Origin of the sequence: Flavivirga aquatica, assembly GCF_001747085.1 — a bacterium.
In the GTDB taxonomy this organism is placed as follows: Bacteria; Bacteroidota; Bacteroidia; order Flavobacteriales; family Flavobacteriaceae; genus Algibacter_C; species Algibacter_C aquatica.
This window is the reverse complement of the sequence record NZ_MDJD01000034.1, coordinates 690,327-709,434: the sequence shown is the minus strand read 5'-3', so window position 1 is coordinate 709,434 and position 19,108 is coordinate 690,327. Positions and strand designations below refer to the sequence as shown.

Here is a 19,108-nt window from a genome sequence, read left to right as displayed (position 1 = left end):
CACGGAAATAGTTTCCTTGGAAAATAAATGTTTTATTTTTATATTTGCTATATTAAAATCATATAAAAATGAAAAACATAATAGCTTTTGCAGGAACTAATAGTAAAGCATCAATTAATAAAAAGTTAGCAATTTATGCTGCTAGTTTGGTAACGAATGTTGAGACTAAAGTTTTAGATTTAAACAATTTTGAATTGCCTCTTTATGGTATAGATTATGAAAACGAATATGGTATACCAGAAAATGCTCATAAGTTTTTAGAAGCTATAAAATCATCAAATGGCATAATACTTTCTTTAGCAGAACATAATGGAGCATATGCGACAGTATTTAAAAATATTTTTGACTGGATGTCTAGAATAGATGGAAAGCTTTGGAGCGATAAGCCTATGTTACTTATGGCAACTTCACCAGGAGGAAGAGGTGGAACAACAGTTTTAGAGATTGCTAAAGGGCGTTTCCCATATATGGGAGGAAACATAGTAGCAGACTTTAGTTTACCTTTTTTTGGAGATAATTTTTCTGAAGATAAACTTGTTAATGAAGAATTGAAATCTAAATTAGTTAAGCAAGTAGATACTTTTCAAAAAGCACTATAAAAACGATTTAAAGCATATTGAAAATGGGAGATATTTCAAAAGATATAAATTCAAAATTTGATAATAATAAAGTTAAAGCGTTAATCAATATTATTTATACCGCTAATTGGATAAATAGTAATCAAATTGAGTTTTTTAAGTCTTATGGGATTTCTCCTCAGCAGTATAATGTTTTACGAATTTTAAGAGGAGCAAAAGAACCTTTAAATGTTCAGGTAATAAAAAATAGAATGATTGAGCGTTCTCCCAATGCAACGCGTTTAATGGATAAGTTATGTGCTAAAAAATATATAGAACGTTTGCCGTCAAAGCAAGATAGGCGTGTCGTTAAAATAGCGATTACTAAAGAAGGAGATTTAATTTTGAAAGCTATACAAGATAATCCTAATAACTTTTTAATTAAGAATTTAACAGAAGAAGAAGCAGAGCAATTAAGTAATTTGCTAGATAAAATGAGATGATAATCCAATCCTTTTAGCTTATTACAAAAGATATTTGTCTTCATGGAAATTAAAAAATAAATATCATGAAACTAAGTACGATAAAGCATATAGGAAAAAGTCATTTTGTTAACATGGGGCCAATAAAATTGAGGCAACCTGTTCCTACTCTGGATATAGACGGTATAGATCCATTTGTGCTACTACATCATTATGGGCCTTATGAAATTTCAGAACGAAATAATCCGTTTGATTTAGGACCGCATCCACACAGAGGTTTTGAACCTATAACCTTTTTAATACAAGGCGAACAATTACATCGTGATTCCTTAGGTAATAAAAGTGTTGTAAAAGCAGGAGATGTACAATGGACAACTGCTGGGAGAGGGATTATTCATGCCGAAGCACCAACAAAAGCATTTGTGCAAAAAGGAGGGATATTAGAAGGTATTCAATTGTGGTTGAATTTACCAGCAGCAAAAAAAATGATTTCACCAAATTATCAGCATGCTAAAAATGATGATTTTAATGTGATATCTTCTCAAGATGATAAAGTACATATTCAAATTATAGCAGGAGAGTTAAAAGGTGTTTATGGTAGAATAGCAACGCAAACACCTGTGAATGCTTATATGATTGATGCTGTAGAGGGCGGAACATATAATATGTCGTTAGAAGAATCGCATCAATCAATGGTGTATTTACTAAAAGGTGATGTTTTAATAAATAAATATGAAAATTTAGAGTTAAATAAAAATCAATTAATTCAGTTTAATCAAGACGGAGACTGTTTTTCAATAAAAGCAAATAAAACCAGTAAACTCTTATTTCTATCTGGAGTTCCTTTAAAAGAAAACGTAACAACATACGGTCCATATGTTATGAATACACAAACAGAAATAATGGAAGCTATGCGCGATTATCAAATGGGAAAAATGGGGTTTCTTCCAGTAAGTTAATATTAAAAAGAAGTATGTTATGAAAACAATAATTCACAAATCAGAAACCAGAGGATTTGCCAATCACGGTTGGTTAAAATCACACCATACTTTTAGTTTTGCTAGTTATCAAAATGCAGAACGTATGAATTTTGGAGCGCTTAGAGTTTTAAATGATGATATTGTGCAGCCTAAAATGGGGTTTGGTACACATCCACATCAAAATATGGAAATTATTTCTATTCCATTAAAAGGTGCATTATCACATAAGGATAGTATGGGGAATACACGTGCTATAGAAGTTGATGAAGTACAAGTTATGAGTGCAGGAACAGGTTTGACACATTCAGAATTTAATGATAGTAAAATAGATGAAGTTAACTTTTTACAACTCTGGATCGTTCCTCAAGAGATGGGAGTCGAACCTAATTATGAGCAAAGAAAGTTTCATTCTAATAATCAAAAAAACAAGTTTCAAACTGTTGTAGCTCCAAAAGATAAGCTGGAAGGAGACGCGTTGCCCATTAATCAGCAAGCTTATATTTATCGTTCTAATTTAGAGTCCGAAAAATCAATAGACTTAACTATTAAAGATAGTAACAATGGTTTTTATTTGTTTATTGTTGAAGGCGAGGTTAAAGTTGATGAGGCTATTTTGAAATCAAAAGACGCTATTGGTGTTTCAGAAATTGAAACTATTTCTATTAAGGCAAATGAAAATTCTAAAATAATCATTATAGAAGTACCTATGAATTAAAATCTTATCATTGATTAATGGGAAAAAGCACTCTAATCGGGTGCTTTTTTATTTAAAAACTACGATATTTGCCTTTAAACTAATTACCAAAAAATAAGAATAGATTATGGCAATGAATAAAAATACGGTTTTAGCTTGGGCTACATGGATAATGATTTTAATGGGCCTTTTATTAATAGCGTTAGGAGCTTTTAGGTACGATGATGTGGCAGGGTATGGCTTTGGAGCTGTTGGTATTGGCTTTTTTGCCGTAGCATGGGTTTTCAATGCTTTAAAAGGACGCGTTTAAAGCGTTTACAGTATTTAGTTACATCACTAAAATATTACCTGTAGTTTTAATAAAAAATAAAAATAGGTTAAGGAAAATAATTAAAAAGCAATGAGTGACGATAAAAAAGTAATTTTCTCAATGTCTGGTTTAACCAAGACATTTCAAGGTGCAAATACGCCAGTATTAAAGAATATTTATTTAAGCTTTTTTTATGGAGCGAAAATAGGAATCTTAGGACTTAATGGTTCTGGTAAATCTACATTATTAAAAATTATAGCAGGCGTTGATAAAAATTTTCAAGGTGATGTTACTTTTTTACAAGATTATTCAGTAGGGTATTTAGAGCAAGAGCCTAAGCTTGATGATGATAAAACGGTAATGGAAGTAGTACGTGAAGGTGCTGCTGAAACTGTAGCTATCCTTGAAGAGTACAATAAAATTAACGATATGTTTGGTCTGGAAGAAGTCTATTCTGATCCAGATAAGATGGAAAAGTTAATGAATCGTCAAGCAGAACTTCAAGATGAAATTGATGCAGCTGGAGCATGGGAACTTGATACGAAGCTTGAAATAGCTATGGATGCTTTAAGAACACCAGATGGCGATAAAAAAATAGGTGTATTATCTGGAGGAGAAAAACGTAGAGTGGCTTTATGTAGATTGCTTTTACAAGAACCAGATGTGTTATTATTAGATGAACCAACTAATCACTTGGATGCCGAATCTGTACATTGGTTAGAGCATCATTTAGCACAATATAAAGGAACAGTAATCGCAGTAACCCACGATAGATATTTCTTAGATAACGTAGCAGGATGGATTTTAGAGCTAGATAGAGGAGAAGGTATCCCTTGGAAAGGTAATTATTCGTCATGGTTAGATCAAAAATCTAAACGTATGGCTCAAGAAAGTAAAACAGCCTCTAAACGTCAAAAAACATTAGAGCGTGAGTTAGATTGGGTTCGTCAAGGAACAAAAGGGCGTCAAACTAAGCAAAAAGCACGTTTAAAAAATTACGATAAGTTAATGAGTCAAGATCAAAAACAACTTGACGAAAAATTAGAGATATACATTCCTAATGGTCCACGTTTGGGAACTAATGTAATTGAAGCTTCTAGCGTAGCAAAAGGTTATGATGATAAATTACTTTACGATGATTTAAATTTTAACTTACCACAAGCAGGAATAGTTGGCGTTATTGGACCTAATGGTGCAGGTAAAACTACTATTTTTAGAATGATTATGGGAGAAGAAACTCCAGATAAAGGGGAGTTTAAAGTTGGAGATACAGCTAAATTAGCTTATGTAGATCAAAAGCATTCCAATATAGATCCAGAAAAAACCATTTGGCAAAACTTTAGTGATGAGCAAGAGTTGATAATGATGGGAGGAAAAGAAGTAAACTCAAGAGCGTACTTAAGTCGTTTTAATTTTTCTGGAGGAGAACAAAATAAAAAAGTAAAACTTCTATCTGGAGGAGAGCGTAACCGTTTGCATTTGGCTATGACGCTTAAAGAAGAAGGAAACGTACTGTTGTTAGATGAGCCAACAAATGATCTTGATGTAAATACACTAAGAGCTTTAGAAGAAGGTTTAGAAAATTTTGCAGGTTGTGCAGTTGTTATTAGTCACGACCGTTGGTTCTTAGATAGAATTTGTACACACATTTTAGCTTTCGAAGGAGACTCTCAAGTCTATTTCTTTGAAGGAAGCTTCTCAGATTATGAGGAAAATAAGAAAAAGCGATTGGGCGGAGATTTAATGCCTAAACGGATAAAGTATAAAAAACTAGTAAGATAAAGTAAATAAAAAATGCGCTCCAAAAGAGCGCATTTTTTATTTGTTATCATACATATGTCCTTCAGTAAAATCTTTATACGTTTCCTTTTTATTAAGAGTTGAGGTGTTTAAATTAGTTAATCGTTCATTATCTTTTTTTAGTTTATAAGATTTTCTAATACCAAAAATTAATAAGGTTCCAAAAATGACCATAACTATAATAAGTATAGTCAAAATATTATATTTATTTATTAAAGAGGAGCCTAAAACAATTGAAGTTAACTGATTTATAGACATAAATTAAAGAGAGATATTTAGATTAATAGATTTCCAAATATAGAATAAAATATTTGTTTTACAATTTTTAGAATATTGATTAGCTTTTTTTAGAGAAAGTTAACAAAAGAGTAAAATAATGTAACATTTATATAATTATTTATACTAATAAATTGAGCAAAATAAATTAAATGTAACTTGTTGAATGTGTAGTTGTAATCTCTCGAAAGTAAATATTTGTTTGCTTTTAAAATTGAGATATTTTAACGAAATTGCTTACCTAATATTTGAACAATAAAAAAAAATATACAAAATGTCAGATGATTTTGATTTACTAGAAACTAATTCTAACGAGAAAACCGAAAAAGTAGACGTTAATTGGGGAAAAGCCATTGACACTATGAAATCTAAACTGTCTCAAGAAGATGATCCAGAGAGCCGTCAAAAAATATTAAACGCAACTTTGGATGATGTAGTAAATATGGCAGAAAAGGATAGAACCAGCCTTTTAGATGCTATTAAAGATTTAACAGATTATCAAGACGAGGTAGGTATTATTTTTGAAAAATTCTCTGCCCTTAACCCTACAGAACAAAAAGTAATTGATGATGCTCAAAAAGCTGTAGAAAGAGGAAAAATAGAATTAGAAGATGCTCAAAAAGTACCAGATAGCTGGTGGAATAACCTTTGGGGACGTAAAAGTAAAATAGCAAAAGCAGAAGCAGCACTTAAAACAGCAGAAAAGGTAAGAGCTGGGGCAGATAATAAAGCCAAAGCTATGTTCCAAGAACGTATAGAAAGTGCAGATATACAAACACTGTTAAGTGAGCTATCTTATAAATCGCAAGCAGCAGTAACACGATTAAAAAACCGTGAAGTAGAAATAAAAGAAGTAGAAGAGAAATTAAAAGACGCTATAGTAGAAGCTTCTAAAAATCATACCAAGGCTTTAGAGAAAAAGAAAGAAGTAGAAGAAAAACTAGAAGCACAATATGCCTTACTAAAACAAGCACGTCAAGAATTAGAAGATATAGCAGATAAACAATCTACAGAATACTCAGAATCTATTGGTAAAATGACCGCTTTAGAGCAAAAAGTAGAAGAGTTAGAAGGACTTAAAAACGCATATACAACTCTAGCAGCCTCTAAAGATAGTTTTGTACATAAACATAATTTAACAATTAAAGTATTAACATCTTTACGTAGCAACTTGCAAACACATAGAGCTAAATTAAAGTCTGATACAGAAGAGCGTTTAAAATATTATGATGGCTATGTAGTTGCCTTAAAAGCTAGAACAGATCAAGAATTTGCAGCTATTTTAGAACATTTAGGTGTGAAAACAGATGAGCATATTGGAGAAACATTAGCATCTATGCATACAGCAAGCGCAAAAGCACGTCAAGATATGATGGATAATATTCCAGTACACGAAAAAGTAATGCAAGGTGTTTACAGTAGTTATGCAGAGGCTTTACAAGAAATAAGAGCTAAAGATGGTCAAATACAAAAGAATTTTGCAGAGCGTTATGGTATCGATATGAAAGAACTTTTCGAAGATTATTATAAAGCCGATGCAAATCAACCTTCTGGAGAAGGCGATAAAGGAGCGCCTGCAGTAAAACCAAAACCTGCTGACTCTGAAGACGATTTATTGTCTTAAAATAATTATAGTGTTTCCTTCTTTTGCTAAAAAAAGCAAAAGAAGGTTAAACTTTTAGTAAATTTATCTTGAACGAAATTAGAAGGTTCTCAGAAAGTAGTTCCGATAAGTCCTCAATTCTTAACTTGAGCTATCCGTAAGGAGAAGTATTATTTAAATAGTATTTGTGAAATTCATGTTAAATAAACAATGTTGTAATATTTAATACAACAACTATTTGATTAATATCTGTTAAATTTTGATTGTTCATTTTTAATTAAAATAAATGTCCATAAACCACATAGTAACACCATTAGATTCTGCAATACTAGATTCCAAAGAGCATTATGTATTCTATCATAAAATGGTTGATTTTACTTTTAAAGAACTTATTGTTGCTGTACAACAGCAAAAGCTTTGTAATAAACAAGAGGTATTATTATTTAAGCAATATTGCGACCTTTTATTATACTCTATAGAAGCTATGCGTATTAAATATATGTATGATGAAGAGGATAATATGAAAGTCGATTTAACAGATTCTGGTCTTCCTAATTATCTAGAATTTAGATATTTATTTAACGATTTAGAATTACGCGATGAGTATTTAGATAAACTAACACCAATTAGCACTCTAAAAGAATCTTTTTTAAAATCTCTTTTACATAAAAAAGAACCTATTAAAAAAGCCAAGCTTTTTCAAGCGGCCTCAATAATTTACTATACGTCAGTAAATAAAGAACACATATTTAACAGGTTTGTACAAGGGAAAATTATAAAGGCACCCAAAAAGATAGATGCAGATTACATGACGAGCTGGAGTTTTTACGATGTATCTCACAATCGTCCCTTTATTTGCTTTATGTATTTTAATTACGATGGCAATAAAATTGAAGAACATAAAGACGACATTTACAATGTTTTAAAAACAACTGCAGATAGAGACATGGCTCTAGATACTATGGCATATGCTATAGATAGAAAATTACCCAAAGTATCTCCTAAATTAATTAAACGTATAGATTTGGGACCTATACACAACGTTTTTGCAAAAGATGAAAACGAAATAACGCACACTCTATTAGAAGGTATTGCTAAGAAAGAAATACTGTTAGAATCTTACGCCATTTCTTTAAAGGTAGAAGAAGTTAAATCAGACAGCGAATTTAAAGAAGGCAGCTTTTTCAATAAACAAATACTACAAAAGTGGGATGATATTTTAAAGCAACGTTATGTATTAGCGCCGCACAGAATTATCCAATTATTATATAATAAAACACCAAAACTCATGAATAAATTAGCTAAACCACCAATTGAGACAGCTAACTTAGAAATAAAAAAGAGTTGAATTTAAATAGAATCTCGAAGTTTTAATTAATAGAACCTATAACTTTTACCTACAATTTTTAATTTAATACATGGAACATAACTCAACATTCCCAATAAAACTTAACGAATTAGATATGCTTCGAGAGGAAGCCAGTGGCTATTTAAAAAGTATACAATGGGAGCAAGGCCAGAGAGCAAAAAATAAAGACAAAGATGCTAAAGACGAATCTATATTGCTGTTTCTATCAAGAGCAAATAACGGAAGTGGAGCAATAGAAATAACATCAGTCTCTAAAACTATTCTAGCATTAAAAAAGCGATTGTTGCCAGATTCTGTAGCCTTACCAAAACGTTTAAATGAGACATTATATGCTGTTCAAGAAGGATTGGCATTAGGTATTTGGATTAAAGAAAGTTATTATGATGCCTCAGGTTTATCGGCTTTAAATGAACGTAAATCGACTTTAGATTCTAATGGAAAACGAGAATTTGAAAGTAAAATGCATACCGCAACCGCTTTCATGTTATTTTCTACAGCATACCATATATTACATCATTTAAAACCACATGCATCAGACGATTTAAGTGTGATGAAACAGAAGTTTGCTGGCATTCCAGAAGTTTCTTTCTTATCACCTTTAAAAGGAATAGCTTGTAGTTTATTCTATTTTGATAAATATTTAGAGCATCCAGATATTGTAAACTCAGATAAAGATGTAATTGATTTTGCAGTTGTATATTTTGAAGCTTTAATAGATGAAATACAACTTAGAAAAAGCAGTTTAGAATATACCGAAACCATTGAAGACCGTACTTATAAATTAGAAAAATCAGAATTTGCAATTTCAGGTTGGAGTAATGTTTTTTCAGGAACCGCAAAAAGTGTAGAATTTAATAAAATTGAGTTCGAACAAATTGTAGGTAATCGAGATGCAAAACATTTTTCTCGCCGATTAACAGAACGTATGTTAAGTTACGATTTTGAAGCTAAGAAAAACCCATTCCAAGAATTAGGTGGTTTCATGCCCGTGTTTATGGGGTATGGAATTCCAGGAACAGGAAAAAGTATGCTTATTGCAGCTATTGCAACACGATTAAAAGAACATTGTGATAATTTAGAGATTCCATTTTTATTTCATCCCATGCCAGATACTTTAATTAGTACCTTTCAAGGCGGATCGGCAGAAAAAATGGTAGAATGGATGAAGCCTTTACAAGATCCATCAAAATTAATTTTTGCACCAATAGATGATGCCGAAAACAACTTGCAAGAACGTACATCTCAAGGTGTATCAGCAGGTGTTAAAGAGGTTATAGGTGTCTTTTTAAGATATACAGAAGGTGCTTATGCTGTAAACTACGGAAACAGTTCTATAGGTCTATTTACCAATTTACCAGAAATGTTAGATAAAGCCGTGATTTCTCGTGTTCAAGGTCGTTTTAAAATAGACGGTGCTAGAACAGAACACGATTTTTTAGATCAAGATCACTTATGGTGGCGTAAATTAGAAGAGACTATGCCAGATTTTGTGAATATGGCAAGTCCTAATGATTATACGTTTTTGCAAGATCAAGGTTTAGCAAAAAATATGGGAGATATTTTAAGTGCTATCGAAAAACCATCAGAAGTTCGTGTATTAGAGGCTTACGATAAAGCAGAACTAAAACATAAAACAAATAGCCATTTGTTTTATGCAACATTATATAAAGAAATACAGAGTATATTTCCGTTTTTCTCTTCAAGAGATATTAGAAATATTCAATCTGCAATATCATTACGTTTAACCGATTTTAATTTAGAAGAAGATTGGTTTGAAAATCCAGAAATTTATTTTAAACAGAATTACGAAACCAAATTTAATATGCTTCAGGAAGTAATGAAAGCAAATATGAAAGGTTTAGATTTTTCAGAAATTAGAAGACAAGAAGTTGTTCGTTATTTAGATAACGTAGCAACTATAGCAGATACAGATTTTAAACGAAAAGTAGATGCAAGAGTAAACCAAATGAATATAGATTTAAAGGCAAGAGAAACCTTTGGAAATGGCAATTAAACGTATTAAAAATATAGTAAGTAAACTATTATCGGATAACTACTATATTCTAAAAAAACTCACATTCGATTATCAATTAACTAACGGCAATTGGGTTACACAGGATAGGGAAGTTTACGATAGAGGAGATGGTGCCGGTATTTTGTTATACAATACCCAAAAGAAAACCATTATTTTAACAAAGCAGTTTAGAATGCCCACTCATTTAAATGATAATAAAGATGGTTTTTTAGTTGAAATTTGTGCAGGTATGCTAGATAAAGACAATCCAGAAGACTGTATTATTAGAGAAACCGAAGAGGAAGTTGGGTATAGAATAAAAGATGTGAAAAAAGTATTTGAAGCATATTCATCTCCAGGTGTTTTAACAGAAAAAATGCACTTTTTTATAGGTGAATATACAGATGATATGAAGGTAAACGAAGGAGGAGGCTTAGAAAGTGAACATGAAGATATTGAAGTTTTAGAAATGCCCTTTAAAAGTGTTATTACAATGCTAAATAATGGCGAAATTCAAGATACCAGAACCATTGTGTTATTGCAGTATGCACAAATACATAAGTTATTAGATTAATAAAATTAGTCATAAAGACATTAGGTTTGTTAAATTAATAAAGAAATGAAATTTATTAATTTATAGCCTTTTAACTTGATAATAAAATGAACAAACTAAAAGAAGCCAATTTATATAGAAGTGAACTTATTCCTGTAAGCGGAAAGCTGGTAGAACGCTATAATAAATGCTTGGTTAAACTTGGCTTTACAGAAACAAAATTAAAAGCATTCCATATAGACGGTATGGGCTGGAGCCCAGAAGTTGCAGAAGAAAAGGAAGATTTTAAATATTTAAATAATGGCGATGCCAACCCGCATGGTATTATTATTTCGCCATTACAAAAAGGAAAACCAGTGTATTCGCCCTTTCATACTTTCGATAGGGACATGATGAAGTTTGTATTTAAAGTTCATGGCAATAAAATAAAAGATATTACCAGAGATTGTGCGATTTGTATTGATTTCGATCAAAATATTGATGCTTTTTACGAACCATTAGATATTTTAAAATACAATCAAGTAACCATAAGTTTTCATCTTATTAATAATTTAGAAAAAGTAAAAAAACAACAATTAGAGTTGATTGATACTTTTAATGAAGGAAATAATTTTATTGACGAGACATTACACAAAAAACTTTTAGAATCAGCAAAAAAATATGGCGATTTACGTCATAGAGATTTAGATTTACACGAACTTCAATTTACAACAGATTCCTTTTATACTAAAGCATTTGGAGGCGTGTATCTATTAAGAGATTTTATTTCTCCAATAGTTGTTTTTGAAAATGAAACATGGCATAACGAAGCCATAAAAGACACAAGTTACGATGTATTGATTTACCATATCGATCAGCCCCAATTAATGGATAAATTACGGGACCATATGATTATTGAATACAATCTAGAAAAAGAAGTTAAAACAAAACGTTACGAACGTATTAAGAAATATGAGATGTTTTTGCATTTAAAAGACCTACAACATCCAACACGAGATATTTTAAGTGACCCTATTTTATATAAAAGTTACCTTAATAAATTAGATATTGAATCTCGTAAAAAGGTCATGGGTGTAGAGCGTTATTTGGAAAAATTAGAAACTAGTAATCAATATAAAATAGCAGATATTGTAGATATAAAACTATTTGAAGCTTTACATAAACCACATTCATCGTTAGAAGCAAAACACCAAGATTTAATATGGAAGTTACTAGTAAATATATCACCAAAAGATGTTTTATACTGGTATTGGTACGATAAAGAAGATTTTTATAATAGTTTTAAAACCTGGGACGATTCATTTAAAGAATGGGTTATAGAAACCATTAGTAACAATATATAGTAATTATAGACTAATAAAGTAGCGTGAAGAAGGGATAACTTCAAAATTGAAAAAATATGGGATTAGAATTAGTAATTTTTATAGCAGCTATATTATTTGGAATCTTTTTGTATTGGAGAGAATCTAAAGGCAATAAAATATATCGGTTTTTTAATAAGTTGTTTAATAGCAAAGCACTTCAAATGAAATCAACAAATAAAAAAGGCTTTGTATACAAACAAGCTTTTTTACCAAGGTTAATTTATGTGGTTAGTTTCTTTTTGTTATTAGGTCTTATTATTCAGTTTTTAACACCATTTGCTGTTTTTATGGGCTATAATGGTATTTCTGCATTTGCTACACTAATTGTAGGGACACTAATAGGTACTTATTTAGCAAATTTCATATTAAAATCTAGCGAAGTTATTGAAGAGAAATCAGACTCAATAGAAGATATGGTTCATGATACCATTGAAAAAGGAAAAGATTTTATAGAAGATTTAAAGCGAGACGATAAAGTAAGTGAGTCTCCAGTTGAAACCTTAAAGGAAGACAAAGCACTAAAAACAGAAGAGAAAAGTGCTAGAGAACGCTTAAAAGACAAAGGATTGTTATAATTTAATCTTGCGCAAGACTAAAAAAATTTCTTATATAAATTAACAGAAAATAAATTGCTAGAGTTTTTAGAGCATTAAAATTTAAGCAATAACAAACAAAATAAAATGATAAAAAATTACTGGAATAAAGGGAAGAAGCAAAAAAGAATAACGGTGATTGCTGCTTTAATTTTATTAATAGCATTATTTGTTTTACGAGACGATTATCAACCAGCATTGTTATTCATTAGAAAATTCATCTTTATAATTTTATTAAGTGGTCTTGTACTGTTTTTGGGTTTAAGAAAGTTTAGAAAATCTGCAAGCACAGGAGGGCGACTAGGTATTTTAGCTTTATTAGTTGTTTTCTTTGGTGTTTTATATGCTGTAGGTTGGCATTTTAAAATGTATGATTATATGAAAACTTACAATGTTTTTAATAATTTAAACCGTATTGAAATTAACGAATTACCGTTAACCCAAAACGAACGCATCCAACCGTTACGTAACGTGTTTTCTATGGCAAACGAAAGTGTGGGAGAAACCAAAGATGTATCCTTACCACATTTAGTAAGAGTTGGTAATGAAAACAAATGGACTATGGCCATACAACCTACCGAAAAGTATGTTTGGCAAGGTATGACAGATAATACCGAAGAAGTTTTTGCAGTATCCAGCACCACGCCATTTCCTAGGTTTTCTAGTGAAAATAGAATTCCAGTAACCTTTTCTATAGGCGAATCTTTAAAGTTTAGTAGAAATACATATAATGCCGTAGTACAGCGTTTTAATATATTTCAGTTATTCACTTTAGAGCCTAGCGATACCTATTACATGAAAAACGATTCTGGAAAATGGGTAGAAGTGGTTAGTCTAATTAAATGGAAAGGTTTTTTATTTCCATATCCAACCTTTGGAGGTGTTATGGTTATTGAAAACGGAGCACATGATTTTAACGATTATATAGAGCGTATTTTAATAGGAAAAGGCACTTATATAAGTCCAGAAGAGATGAATAATTATCCTTATTTAATAGGGCAAAATACCTTAGCAGAAAAAGTATCGCGTTTACAAGCCGAATCTCTAAAGTTTTTAGGAGGATTTAGCGATCCTTTACCTTGGAATATGAAAACCGCTGTAAAAATTCCAGATCTAGCAGACGACCAAAATCAGCAACCATTTGTTACCGATTTTAATTTTTCAGACACAGATACCAATGCTTATAGTGGTTTATACCACTGGTTTGGTTTAGAGCCCGTAGGAAACGAGCGTACCAGTTTAACGTATAGTGTATTTGTACCTGCAGATGGTAGTAATAACTTCTATTACTACGATCATGCATCAAAAAAGCAAGGCTACGCAGGTGTTTCTGCAATGCCATTAAAAGTTATAGAATCTCGTAAGGAATTTGATTGGTCTGTAAATAAACCTGTAGAGTTTAGACCTTATATTAAAGACATAGCAGGAAGAAAGCGTATGTTTTTTTTAGGTACCATTTCTGCTGTACGAGAAGGATCAGATAATTTTGATGGATCGGCAACTCCAGATTTAGCCTTAGTAGATAGCGAATACAGAGATGTGGTTTGGGTTGATGTAAAACACCCAAGCCAATGGGATAAAACGGTGTACGATCAATTAAATGAAGCATGGCGCTCTAGTGAAGGCATTGGGTACTATTTTAAAGAAGAAACTAAAAGTATTGATGTTATGCAACAATCTATGGATTCTATAGTGGTTATTCCTGTAATTGATTCATTGAAACAAGTACAAGAAAATAAGAAAACAGAAGCTATTGAAAGACTCCAAAGGCAAATTGATTCTTTGAAAGGGTTGGGGGAGTAGTAGTTGTATGTTGTGTATCATATGAGAAACAGATTGTAATAAATGAGTTTTTTGATAAAAATTATTAAAAATTAAAAAGCTTAAAAATTAAGCTACAAAAAAGAGGCTATTAGATTATTATTGTAATAACAACATGTAAGTTTATATAAGTCATTACAGTGTTTTATGTTAATTTACGTTATATCCCATAATCACAGGTATTTGTTTGTGTATTATATTACTAAATTTTAATATTATTCAAATTATTATAGCATAATTATCTATTTCTTCTCAATAGGAATATGTATTTATTTAAGAATCATTAATTATTTTAATTGTAGGTAAAAGTGTGTTTGTAAATAAGATATATACTCTATTTTTGGCAATAAGACTTACGAAAAATTGTGAGTGAAAATAAGAGCATATAAATGAGATGTGAAGTAATTTATTTAGGACTACAAGTAGCGCCTCTTAAACTATCCTATAAGTTTGAGCGAAAATGTGATAAAAAAGGTAAACCCAAAACAATGGTTTTAGGCGGTGGCGTAAAAATAACCTTAGAAGCCAATTATGAAACCATGCGTTTTTTAGAAGAAATTTTATCTATAGACGAACGCTATAAAAACTGGGACTTAGAAAATCCAACAGATAGTGAAAGTTATAAAAAAGTTTTCATTAATATTTATGATGATGAAGATTATAACATACGCAGTCTAGAACTACTAGATAGTTATATTTCTAATTTTAAAGAGGTTTTTCATGCAGTAAAGGAAAATATTAAAAATGAAGAAACGAATAACGTTGTAAATATAGAGTTTAAATCTGCAACCCAAATTATTAATAATGGAGCAACCAAAAATATATTTGGTTGGTGGCTAACACAATCTGATAAAGATAAAACATATAAATCGCCAGTAAATGCAGTAGAAGAGGAAAAGAACCCAGAACTAGTTAAAGGGTATTGGACAAGTGATAAACAAGGAAAAAAACCTTTGCGAAAATCTAATCTTGGTAAAACGGCTTATTTTCATGTAGAAACTAAAGATATTAAGGATGGCGAAAAAATAAAGTTAAGTCTTGCCGAATATGATTATAACCATAGTACATATATATTTTTTGGACCTCTTTTAAAAGATGTTATAGATCCCGACGACAGAAAATTTCCAGAAGAAGAAGTTATAAAAAAAGCCACAGTTAAAAACAACAAAGCCACAGTAGAACTTATTTTACAAGAAAACTGGGATAGTTTAATCCAAGATGATAAAGACAATGCAGTTCCTTTAGATCATAGTATAGAATTGTATTGGGAAGTTAGTTATAAAGATGAGTTAGAAAAAAGCCTTCCAGAAAGTACAAACAACTATTTAGATGTATTCCAATCTACCAGAACACTTTATTTTAAAACGCCAACACCTACACATAATCTACCAGAATTTATTAACTATAATGGAGACCCAATGTTACTCATGGAATTTGGGAAGAAATTTGCTTCAAAAAAAATTAAAGATAAAGCCTTAGAAATAGCTACAAAACAAGCCGAAAAGCAAATTAAAAAAATTGCTTTTGCTAAACTTAAAAAAGGCTATATGGTCGATAATTTAGGTAAAGTGTATAAAGGCAGACGACTAATTTACGAATACAAACGTATTTATGACAATATAGGAGAGGCTTTCGAGAATGTACAAAAAGGAAAAGATTTTGGCTATAAACACGTTAATAAACCACATATTACAACTAAAGGGATTAGTCAATACGATTATTTTTCTAAAAGCGGAAAACGTGTTACTGTATTAGGTATGGTTAAAAATTTAGGTCATGTTTTCGATATTTTTAACCTAACCAAAGCTGTTGGAGAAGATTTAGACACAACAAAACCCCTACCTTTAGATTTCGGTCCACTTTCACCTATTGCAGATTTAGCAGGTGTATTAGTACAACAACAAAAAGCCGAAATGGATATGTGGCTAGAAGAAGATGTACAAGAGGAAATAGACCTCGCCAAACTGCAAGGTATAGAAGCTACAAGAAAAGCGATTAACACTTGGAATCATAATGAAAATCTTAATTGGCAATTAATGGCAATCTCAAATGAAACAGCTAATAAATTGTTACGAGGTGATTTTGATACTTTTAAAAAACTTGAGAATTTTGAAAATGATTTAGAGTTTTCTGATATTTCTAAGATAGAGATATTATATAGAGAAATGAAAAATCTCAATGTAGACAAAAAGGACTATATTATTGAAACTATTTTTATACATGAATAAAACATTAATATATGCACTTATATTTATTTTAAGTGCCTGTGCAAATAAAAAAGAATCTTTATCCTCTTTTGAACAAAAAAATCCAGTTGTTATAAAACTAGGTAAAAAATACAAAAAAATTTTTAGGATAAATATTCCAATAGGATTGAGCGTAAAAAATAAATCAATTTTAAATAAATCATTTATCACAATAGATTATAAGTATACTCCATATTCAAAAGGGATAGGTGAAGATATTTATATTTCTAAAGGAAAAGAACTAATTGAAGTTAAGAATAATCTAAAGAAAAATATAACTCCATATACTTCTAATGAGTATATAATATATTCAAGATATCGTTTAGATTCATTAGAATCTACTCAAAAACAATTCAAGTCTTATATAAAAAGAATGCTAGCAGAAAATAAAGACACTTTACATATAGGTACGGTAAAAGAGTTTAAAATAAAACATAAAGTATTATTTGAGAAACTAACCAAAAACGATAGTATATCTATTCAATTTTTAGATGATGGTAAGTTAGGGGAAAGAATAACTGTTCCTGTTAAGTGGTAAAGAGATTTAGTAGGTGTATTAGTACAACAACAAAAAGCCGAAATGGATATGTGGCTAGAAGAAGATGTACAAGAGGAAATAGATCTCGCCAAATTACAAGGTCTAGAAGCTACAAGAAAAGTAATTAACACTTGGAATCATAATGAAAATCTTAATTGGCGATTAATGGCAATCTCAAATGAAACTGCTAATAAATTGTTACAAGGGAATTTTAAGACTTTTAAAGAGTTAGAAAAGCACGATTTTGATTATCCAATCAAGTCTGTTGAAATATTATACAGAATTATGTTTGATAAAAACAAAGAAACTGATATTAACATAATTGAAAGCATTTTTATTAATGAATAAAATATTATATATAATAGTAATATCTTTACTGTTAACAAGTTGTTATTCTTCAAAAAAGAAAATTGAAGTAAGCTGTAAAGAAATCAATGAAGATGTATTTATAAGACTAAACAAAGGAAAAGTGATAAGTATTGATTATCCTTTTGGTATTGATTTAAAAAATGTTTCAAATAAAAACATATCATTTTCATCTATAGCTTACTGGGAAAATGATATAAAAAGCTTTAAAGCTTCTTTACTTTATAAAAAAGAAAAGAACGCTTTAATAGAAATAAGTAAAACAGAATACAAACAAATTAAGTCTTTAGATAATGATATATACATATTGTATACTCAACAAGCTATAGATTCAACCAAAGCTGTGCAACAATTATTTGAAAAATATATAAAAAAAGATAATATAAGAAATAAGATAAATATTGGAAATATTAAAGATTTTAATAAAGAAAATAGTGCTTTAATAAATAAAATGACAATAGGAGATTCACTTCATATTAGAATAAAATACGACAAGAAAATAGAAAATATAAAAATTCCAGTTAATTATTAATTGTTAATTCACCAATAAATTAGATTTTGAGCCACTTTCACCTATTGCATATTTAGCAGGTGTATTAGTACAACAACAAAAAGCCGAAATGTATATGTGGCTAGAAGAAGATGTACAAGAGGAAATAGACCTCGCCAAATTACAAGGTCTAGAAGCTACAAGAAAAGCGATTAACACTTGGAATCATAATGAAAGCCTTAATTGGCAATTAATGGAAATCTCAAATGCAACTGCTAATAAATTGTTACAAGGTGATTTTAAAACTTTTAAGGAGTTAGAAGAGTTTAGTAGAAGAGATATTGATGATACAGGTTTTAATAATATAGAAATTCTTTATAGAGAAATTAAAGACACTAGTAATGATAAATTAATTTGCATAATTGAAACACTTTTTATAGATGAATAATAAAACTAAAGTTTTAAGTGTATTTTTATTAATCCTTGTAATTAGCTGTAAAAGTGATAAAACAACGATTACAACTTATAATAGTGATGAACATGTTATTATAAGAATTAATAAAAAATTTAAAAAGATTTTCAGGGTAAATATTCCTATTAAAATAAAAGTAAAAAATAATTCTATTGAGAAAAAATCTTTTATAAAAATAGATTATGAGTACAATCCATACTCAAAAGGAATAGGTGAAGATGTTTACAGGTTGCAAGGAGAAGAGAGTATTAAAATTAAAAATAATGAAAAGAAAACAATTGCCCCATACAACTGTATTGATTACCTAATTTACTCTTGGTTTAGGCTAGATACTTTAGAAGTTACTCAAAAAGAGTTTAAATTATACATAGAAAAAATGCTAGTAGAAAAAAAGGATACTTTACATATAGGTACGGTAAAAGAGTTTAAAATAAAACATAAGGAATTATTTGAGAAACTAACAAATAACGATAGCATATCTATTCAATTTTTAGATGATGATAAATTAGGGGAAAGAATAACTGTTCCTGTTAAATGGTAAAGTTATTTGTAATTGAAGTGTTTTTTATAGATGAATAAA

The 19,108-nt window shown here is 30.0% G+C and carries 20 protein-coding genes; 19 read left to right on the top strand and 1 reads right to left on the bottom strand.

What is annotated here, in order from left to right; translation table 11 throughout:
- Nucleotides 1–68 precede the first annotated feature (68 nt).
- The 6 genes from A8C32_RS09245 (at nt 69) to ettA (ending at nt 4,805) form a co-directional block, all read left to right on the top strand.
- A complete protein-coding gene (locus A8C32_RS09245) occupies nt 69–599 on the top strand; it encodes an NADPH-dependent FMN reductase (RefSeq protein WP_069830137.1) in 531 nt (176 codons plus the stop codon).
- Between the two features lie 23 nt (nt 600–622).
- Nucleotides 623–1,060 carry a MarR family winged helix-turn-helix transcriptional regulator gene (locus tag A8C32_RS09240; RefSeq protein WP_069830136.1) on the top strand — a complete coding sequence of 146 codons (438 nt, stop codon included), beginning with the start codon at nt 623–625 and terminating at the stop codon, nt 1,058–1,060.
- A gap of 65 nt (nt 1,061–1,125) precedes the next feature.
- Nucleotides 1,126–1,998 (top strand): pirin family protein, encoded by an 873-nt coding sequence (locus A8C32_RS09235; protein WP_069830135.1) that lies wholly within the window; start codon nt 1,126–1,128, stop codon nt 1,996–1,998.
- Nucleotides 1,999–2,017: 19 nt separating this feature from the next.
- Nucleotides 2,018–2,734 carry a pirin family protein gene (locus A8C32_RS09230; RefSeq protein ID WP_069830134.1) on the top strand — a complete coding sequence of 239 codons (717 nt, stop codon included), beginning with the start codon at nt 2,018–2,020 and terminating at the stop codon, nt 2,732–2,734.
- Between the two features lie 112 nt (nt 2,735–2,846).
- Entirely contained in the window at nt 2,847–3,023 is a 177-nt protein-coding gene (locus A8C32_RS09225) for a CAL67264 family membrane protein (RefSeq protein ID WP_093455625.1), read from the top strand.
- A 90-nt stretch (nt 3,024–3,113) separates the two neighbouring features.
- Nucleotides 3,114–4,805, top strand: coding sequence for an energy-dependent translational throttle protein EttA (gene ettA / locus A8C32_RS09220; RefSeq protein WP_069830132.1), 1,692 nt, complete (start codon nt 3,114–3,116; stop codon nt 4,803–4,805).
- A 36-nt stretch (nt 4,806–4,841) separates the two neighbouring features.
- Here ettA and A8C32_RS09215 read toward each other — a convergent pair whose 3' ends face one another.
- Nucleotides 4,842–5,018 (bottom strand): hypothetical protein, encoded by a 177-nt coding sequence (locus A8C32_RS09215; protein ID WP_240491718.1) that lies wholly within the window; start codon nt 5,016–5,018, stop codon nt 4,842–4,844.
- A 355-nt stretch (nt 5,019–5,373) separates the two neighbouring features.
- Between A8C32_RS09215 and A8C32_RS09210 the strand changes: the two genes are divergently transcribed.
- The 13 genes from A8C32_RS09210 (at nt 5,374) to A8C32_RS09150 (ending at nt 19,069) form a co-directional block, all read left to right on the top strand.
- The gene (locus A8C32_RS09210; RefSeq protein WP_069830130.1) at nt 5,374–6,723 is read left to right on the top strand and encodes a glycosyltransferase family protein; all 1,350 of its coding nucleotides are present in this window, start codon (nt 5,374–5,376) and stop codon (nt 6,721–6,723) included.
- 265 nt (nt 6,724–6,988) lie between these two features.
- Nucleotides 6,989–8,050: a hypothetical protein gene (locus A8C32_RS09205; RefSeq protein ID WP_069830129.1), complete on the top strand. Its 1,062-nt coding sequence runs from the start codon at nt 6,989–6,991 to the stop codon at nt 8,048–8,050.
- A 70-nt stretch (nt 8,051–8,120) separates the two neighbouring features.
- Entirely contained in the window at nt 8,121–10,085 is a 1,965-nt protein-coding gene (locus A8C32_RS09200; RefSeq protein WP_069830128.1) for an AAA family ATPase, read from the top strand.
- On the top strand, nt 10,075–10,659 hold the full coding sequence (locus A8C32_RS09195) for an NUDIX domain-containing protein (protein WP_069830127.1): 585 nt from the start codon (nt 10,075–10,077) through the stop codon (nt 10,657–10,659). The genes A8C32_RS09200 and A8C32_RS09195 overlap by 11 nt, the downstream gene beginning before the upstream one ends.
- An 86-nt stretch (nt 10,660–10,745) precedes the next feature.
- Nucleotides 10,746–11,981 carry a DUF6638 family protein gene (locus tag A8C32_RS09190; RefSeq protein ID WP_069830126.1) on the top strand — a complete coding sequence of 412 codons (1,236 nt, stop codon included), beginning with the start codon at nt 10,746–10,748 and terminating at the stop codon, nt 11,979–11,981.
- A gap of 56 nt (nt 11,982–12,037) precedes the next feature.
- Nucleotides 12,038–12,577, top strand: a complete 540-nt coding sequence (locus tag A8C32_RS09185) for a hypothetical protein (protein ID WP_069830125.1) — start codon at nt 12,038–12,040, stop codon at nt 12,575–12,577.
- 105 nt (nt 12,578–12,682) lie between these two features.
- A complete protein-coding gene (locus tag A8C32_RS09180) occupies nt 12,683–14,398 on the top strand; it encodes a hypothetical protein (RefSeq protein ID WP_069830124.1) in 1,716 nt (571 codons plus the stop codon).
- 407 nt (nt 14,399–14,805) lie between these two features.
- A complete protein-coding gene (locus A8C32_RS09175) occupies nt 14,806–16,644 on the top strand; it encodes a type VI secretion system tube protein TssD (protein WP_069830123.1) in 1,839 nt (612 codons plus the stop codon).
- Nucleotides 16,637–17,200, top strand: coding sequence for a hypothetical protein (locus A8C32_RS09170; RefSeq protein WP_069830122.1), 564 nt, complete (start codon nt 16,637–16,639; stop codon nt 17,198–17,200). The genes A8C32_RS09175 and A8C32_RS09170 overlap by 8 nt, the downstream gene beginning before the upstream one ends.
- 42 nt (nt 17,201–17,242) lie before the next feature.
- Nucleotides 17,243–17,548: a hypothetical protein gene (locus A8C32_RS09165; RefSeq protein WP_069830121.1), complete on the top strand. Its 306-nt coding sequence runs from the start codon at nt 17,243–17,245 to the stop codon at nt 17,546–17,548.
- Nucleotides 17,541–18,098, top strand: coding sequence for a hypothetical protein (locus A8C32_RS09160; RefSeq protein ID WP_069830120.1), 558 nt, complete (start codon nt 17,541–17,543; stop codon nt 18,096–18,098). Before A8C32_RS09165 ends, A8C32_RS09160 begins: the two co-directional genes overlap by 8 nt.
- Before the next feature lie 88 nt (nt 18,099–18,186).
- Nucleotides 18,187–18,504, top strand: coding sequence for a hypothetical protein (locus A8C32_RS09155; RefSeq protein WP_069830119.1), 318 nt, complete (start codon nt 18,187–18,189; stop codon nt 18,502–18,504).
- Complete coding sequence (locus tag A8C32_RS09150) at nt 18,497–19,069, top strand: hypothetical protein (protein ID WP_069830118.1); 573 nt, start codon at nt 18,497–18,499, stop codon at nt 19,067–19,069. Before A8C32_RS09155 ends, A8C32_RS09150 begins: the two co-directional genes overlap by 8 nt.
- Nucleotides 19,070–19,108 lie beyond the last annotated feature (39 nt).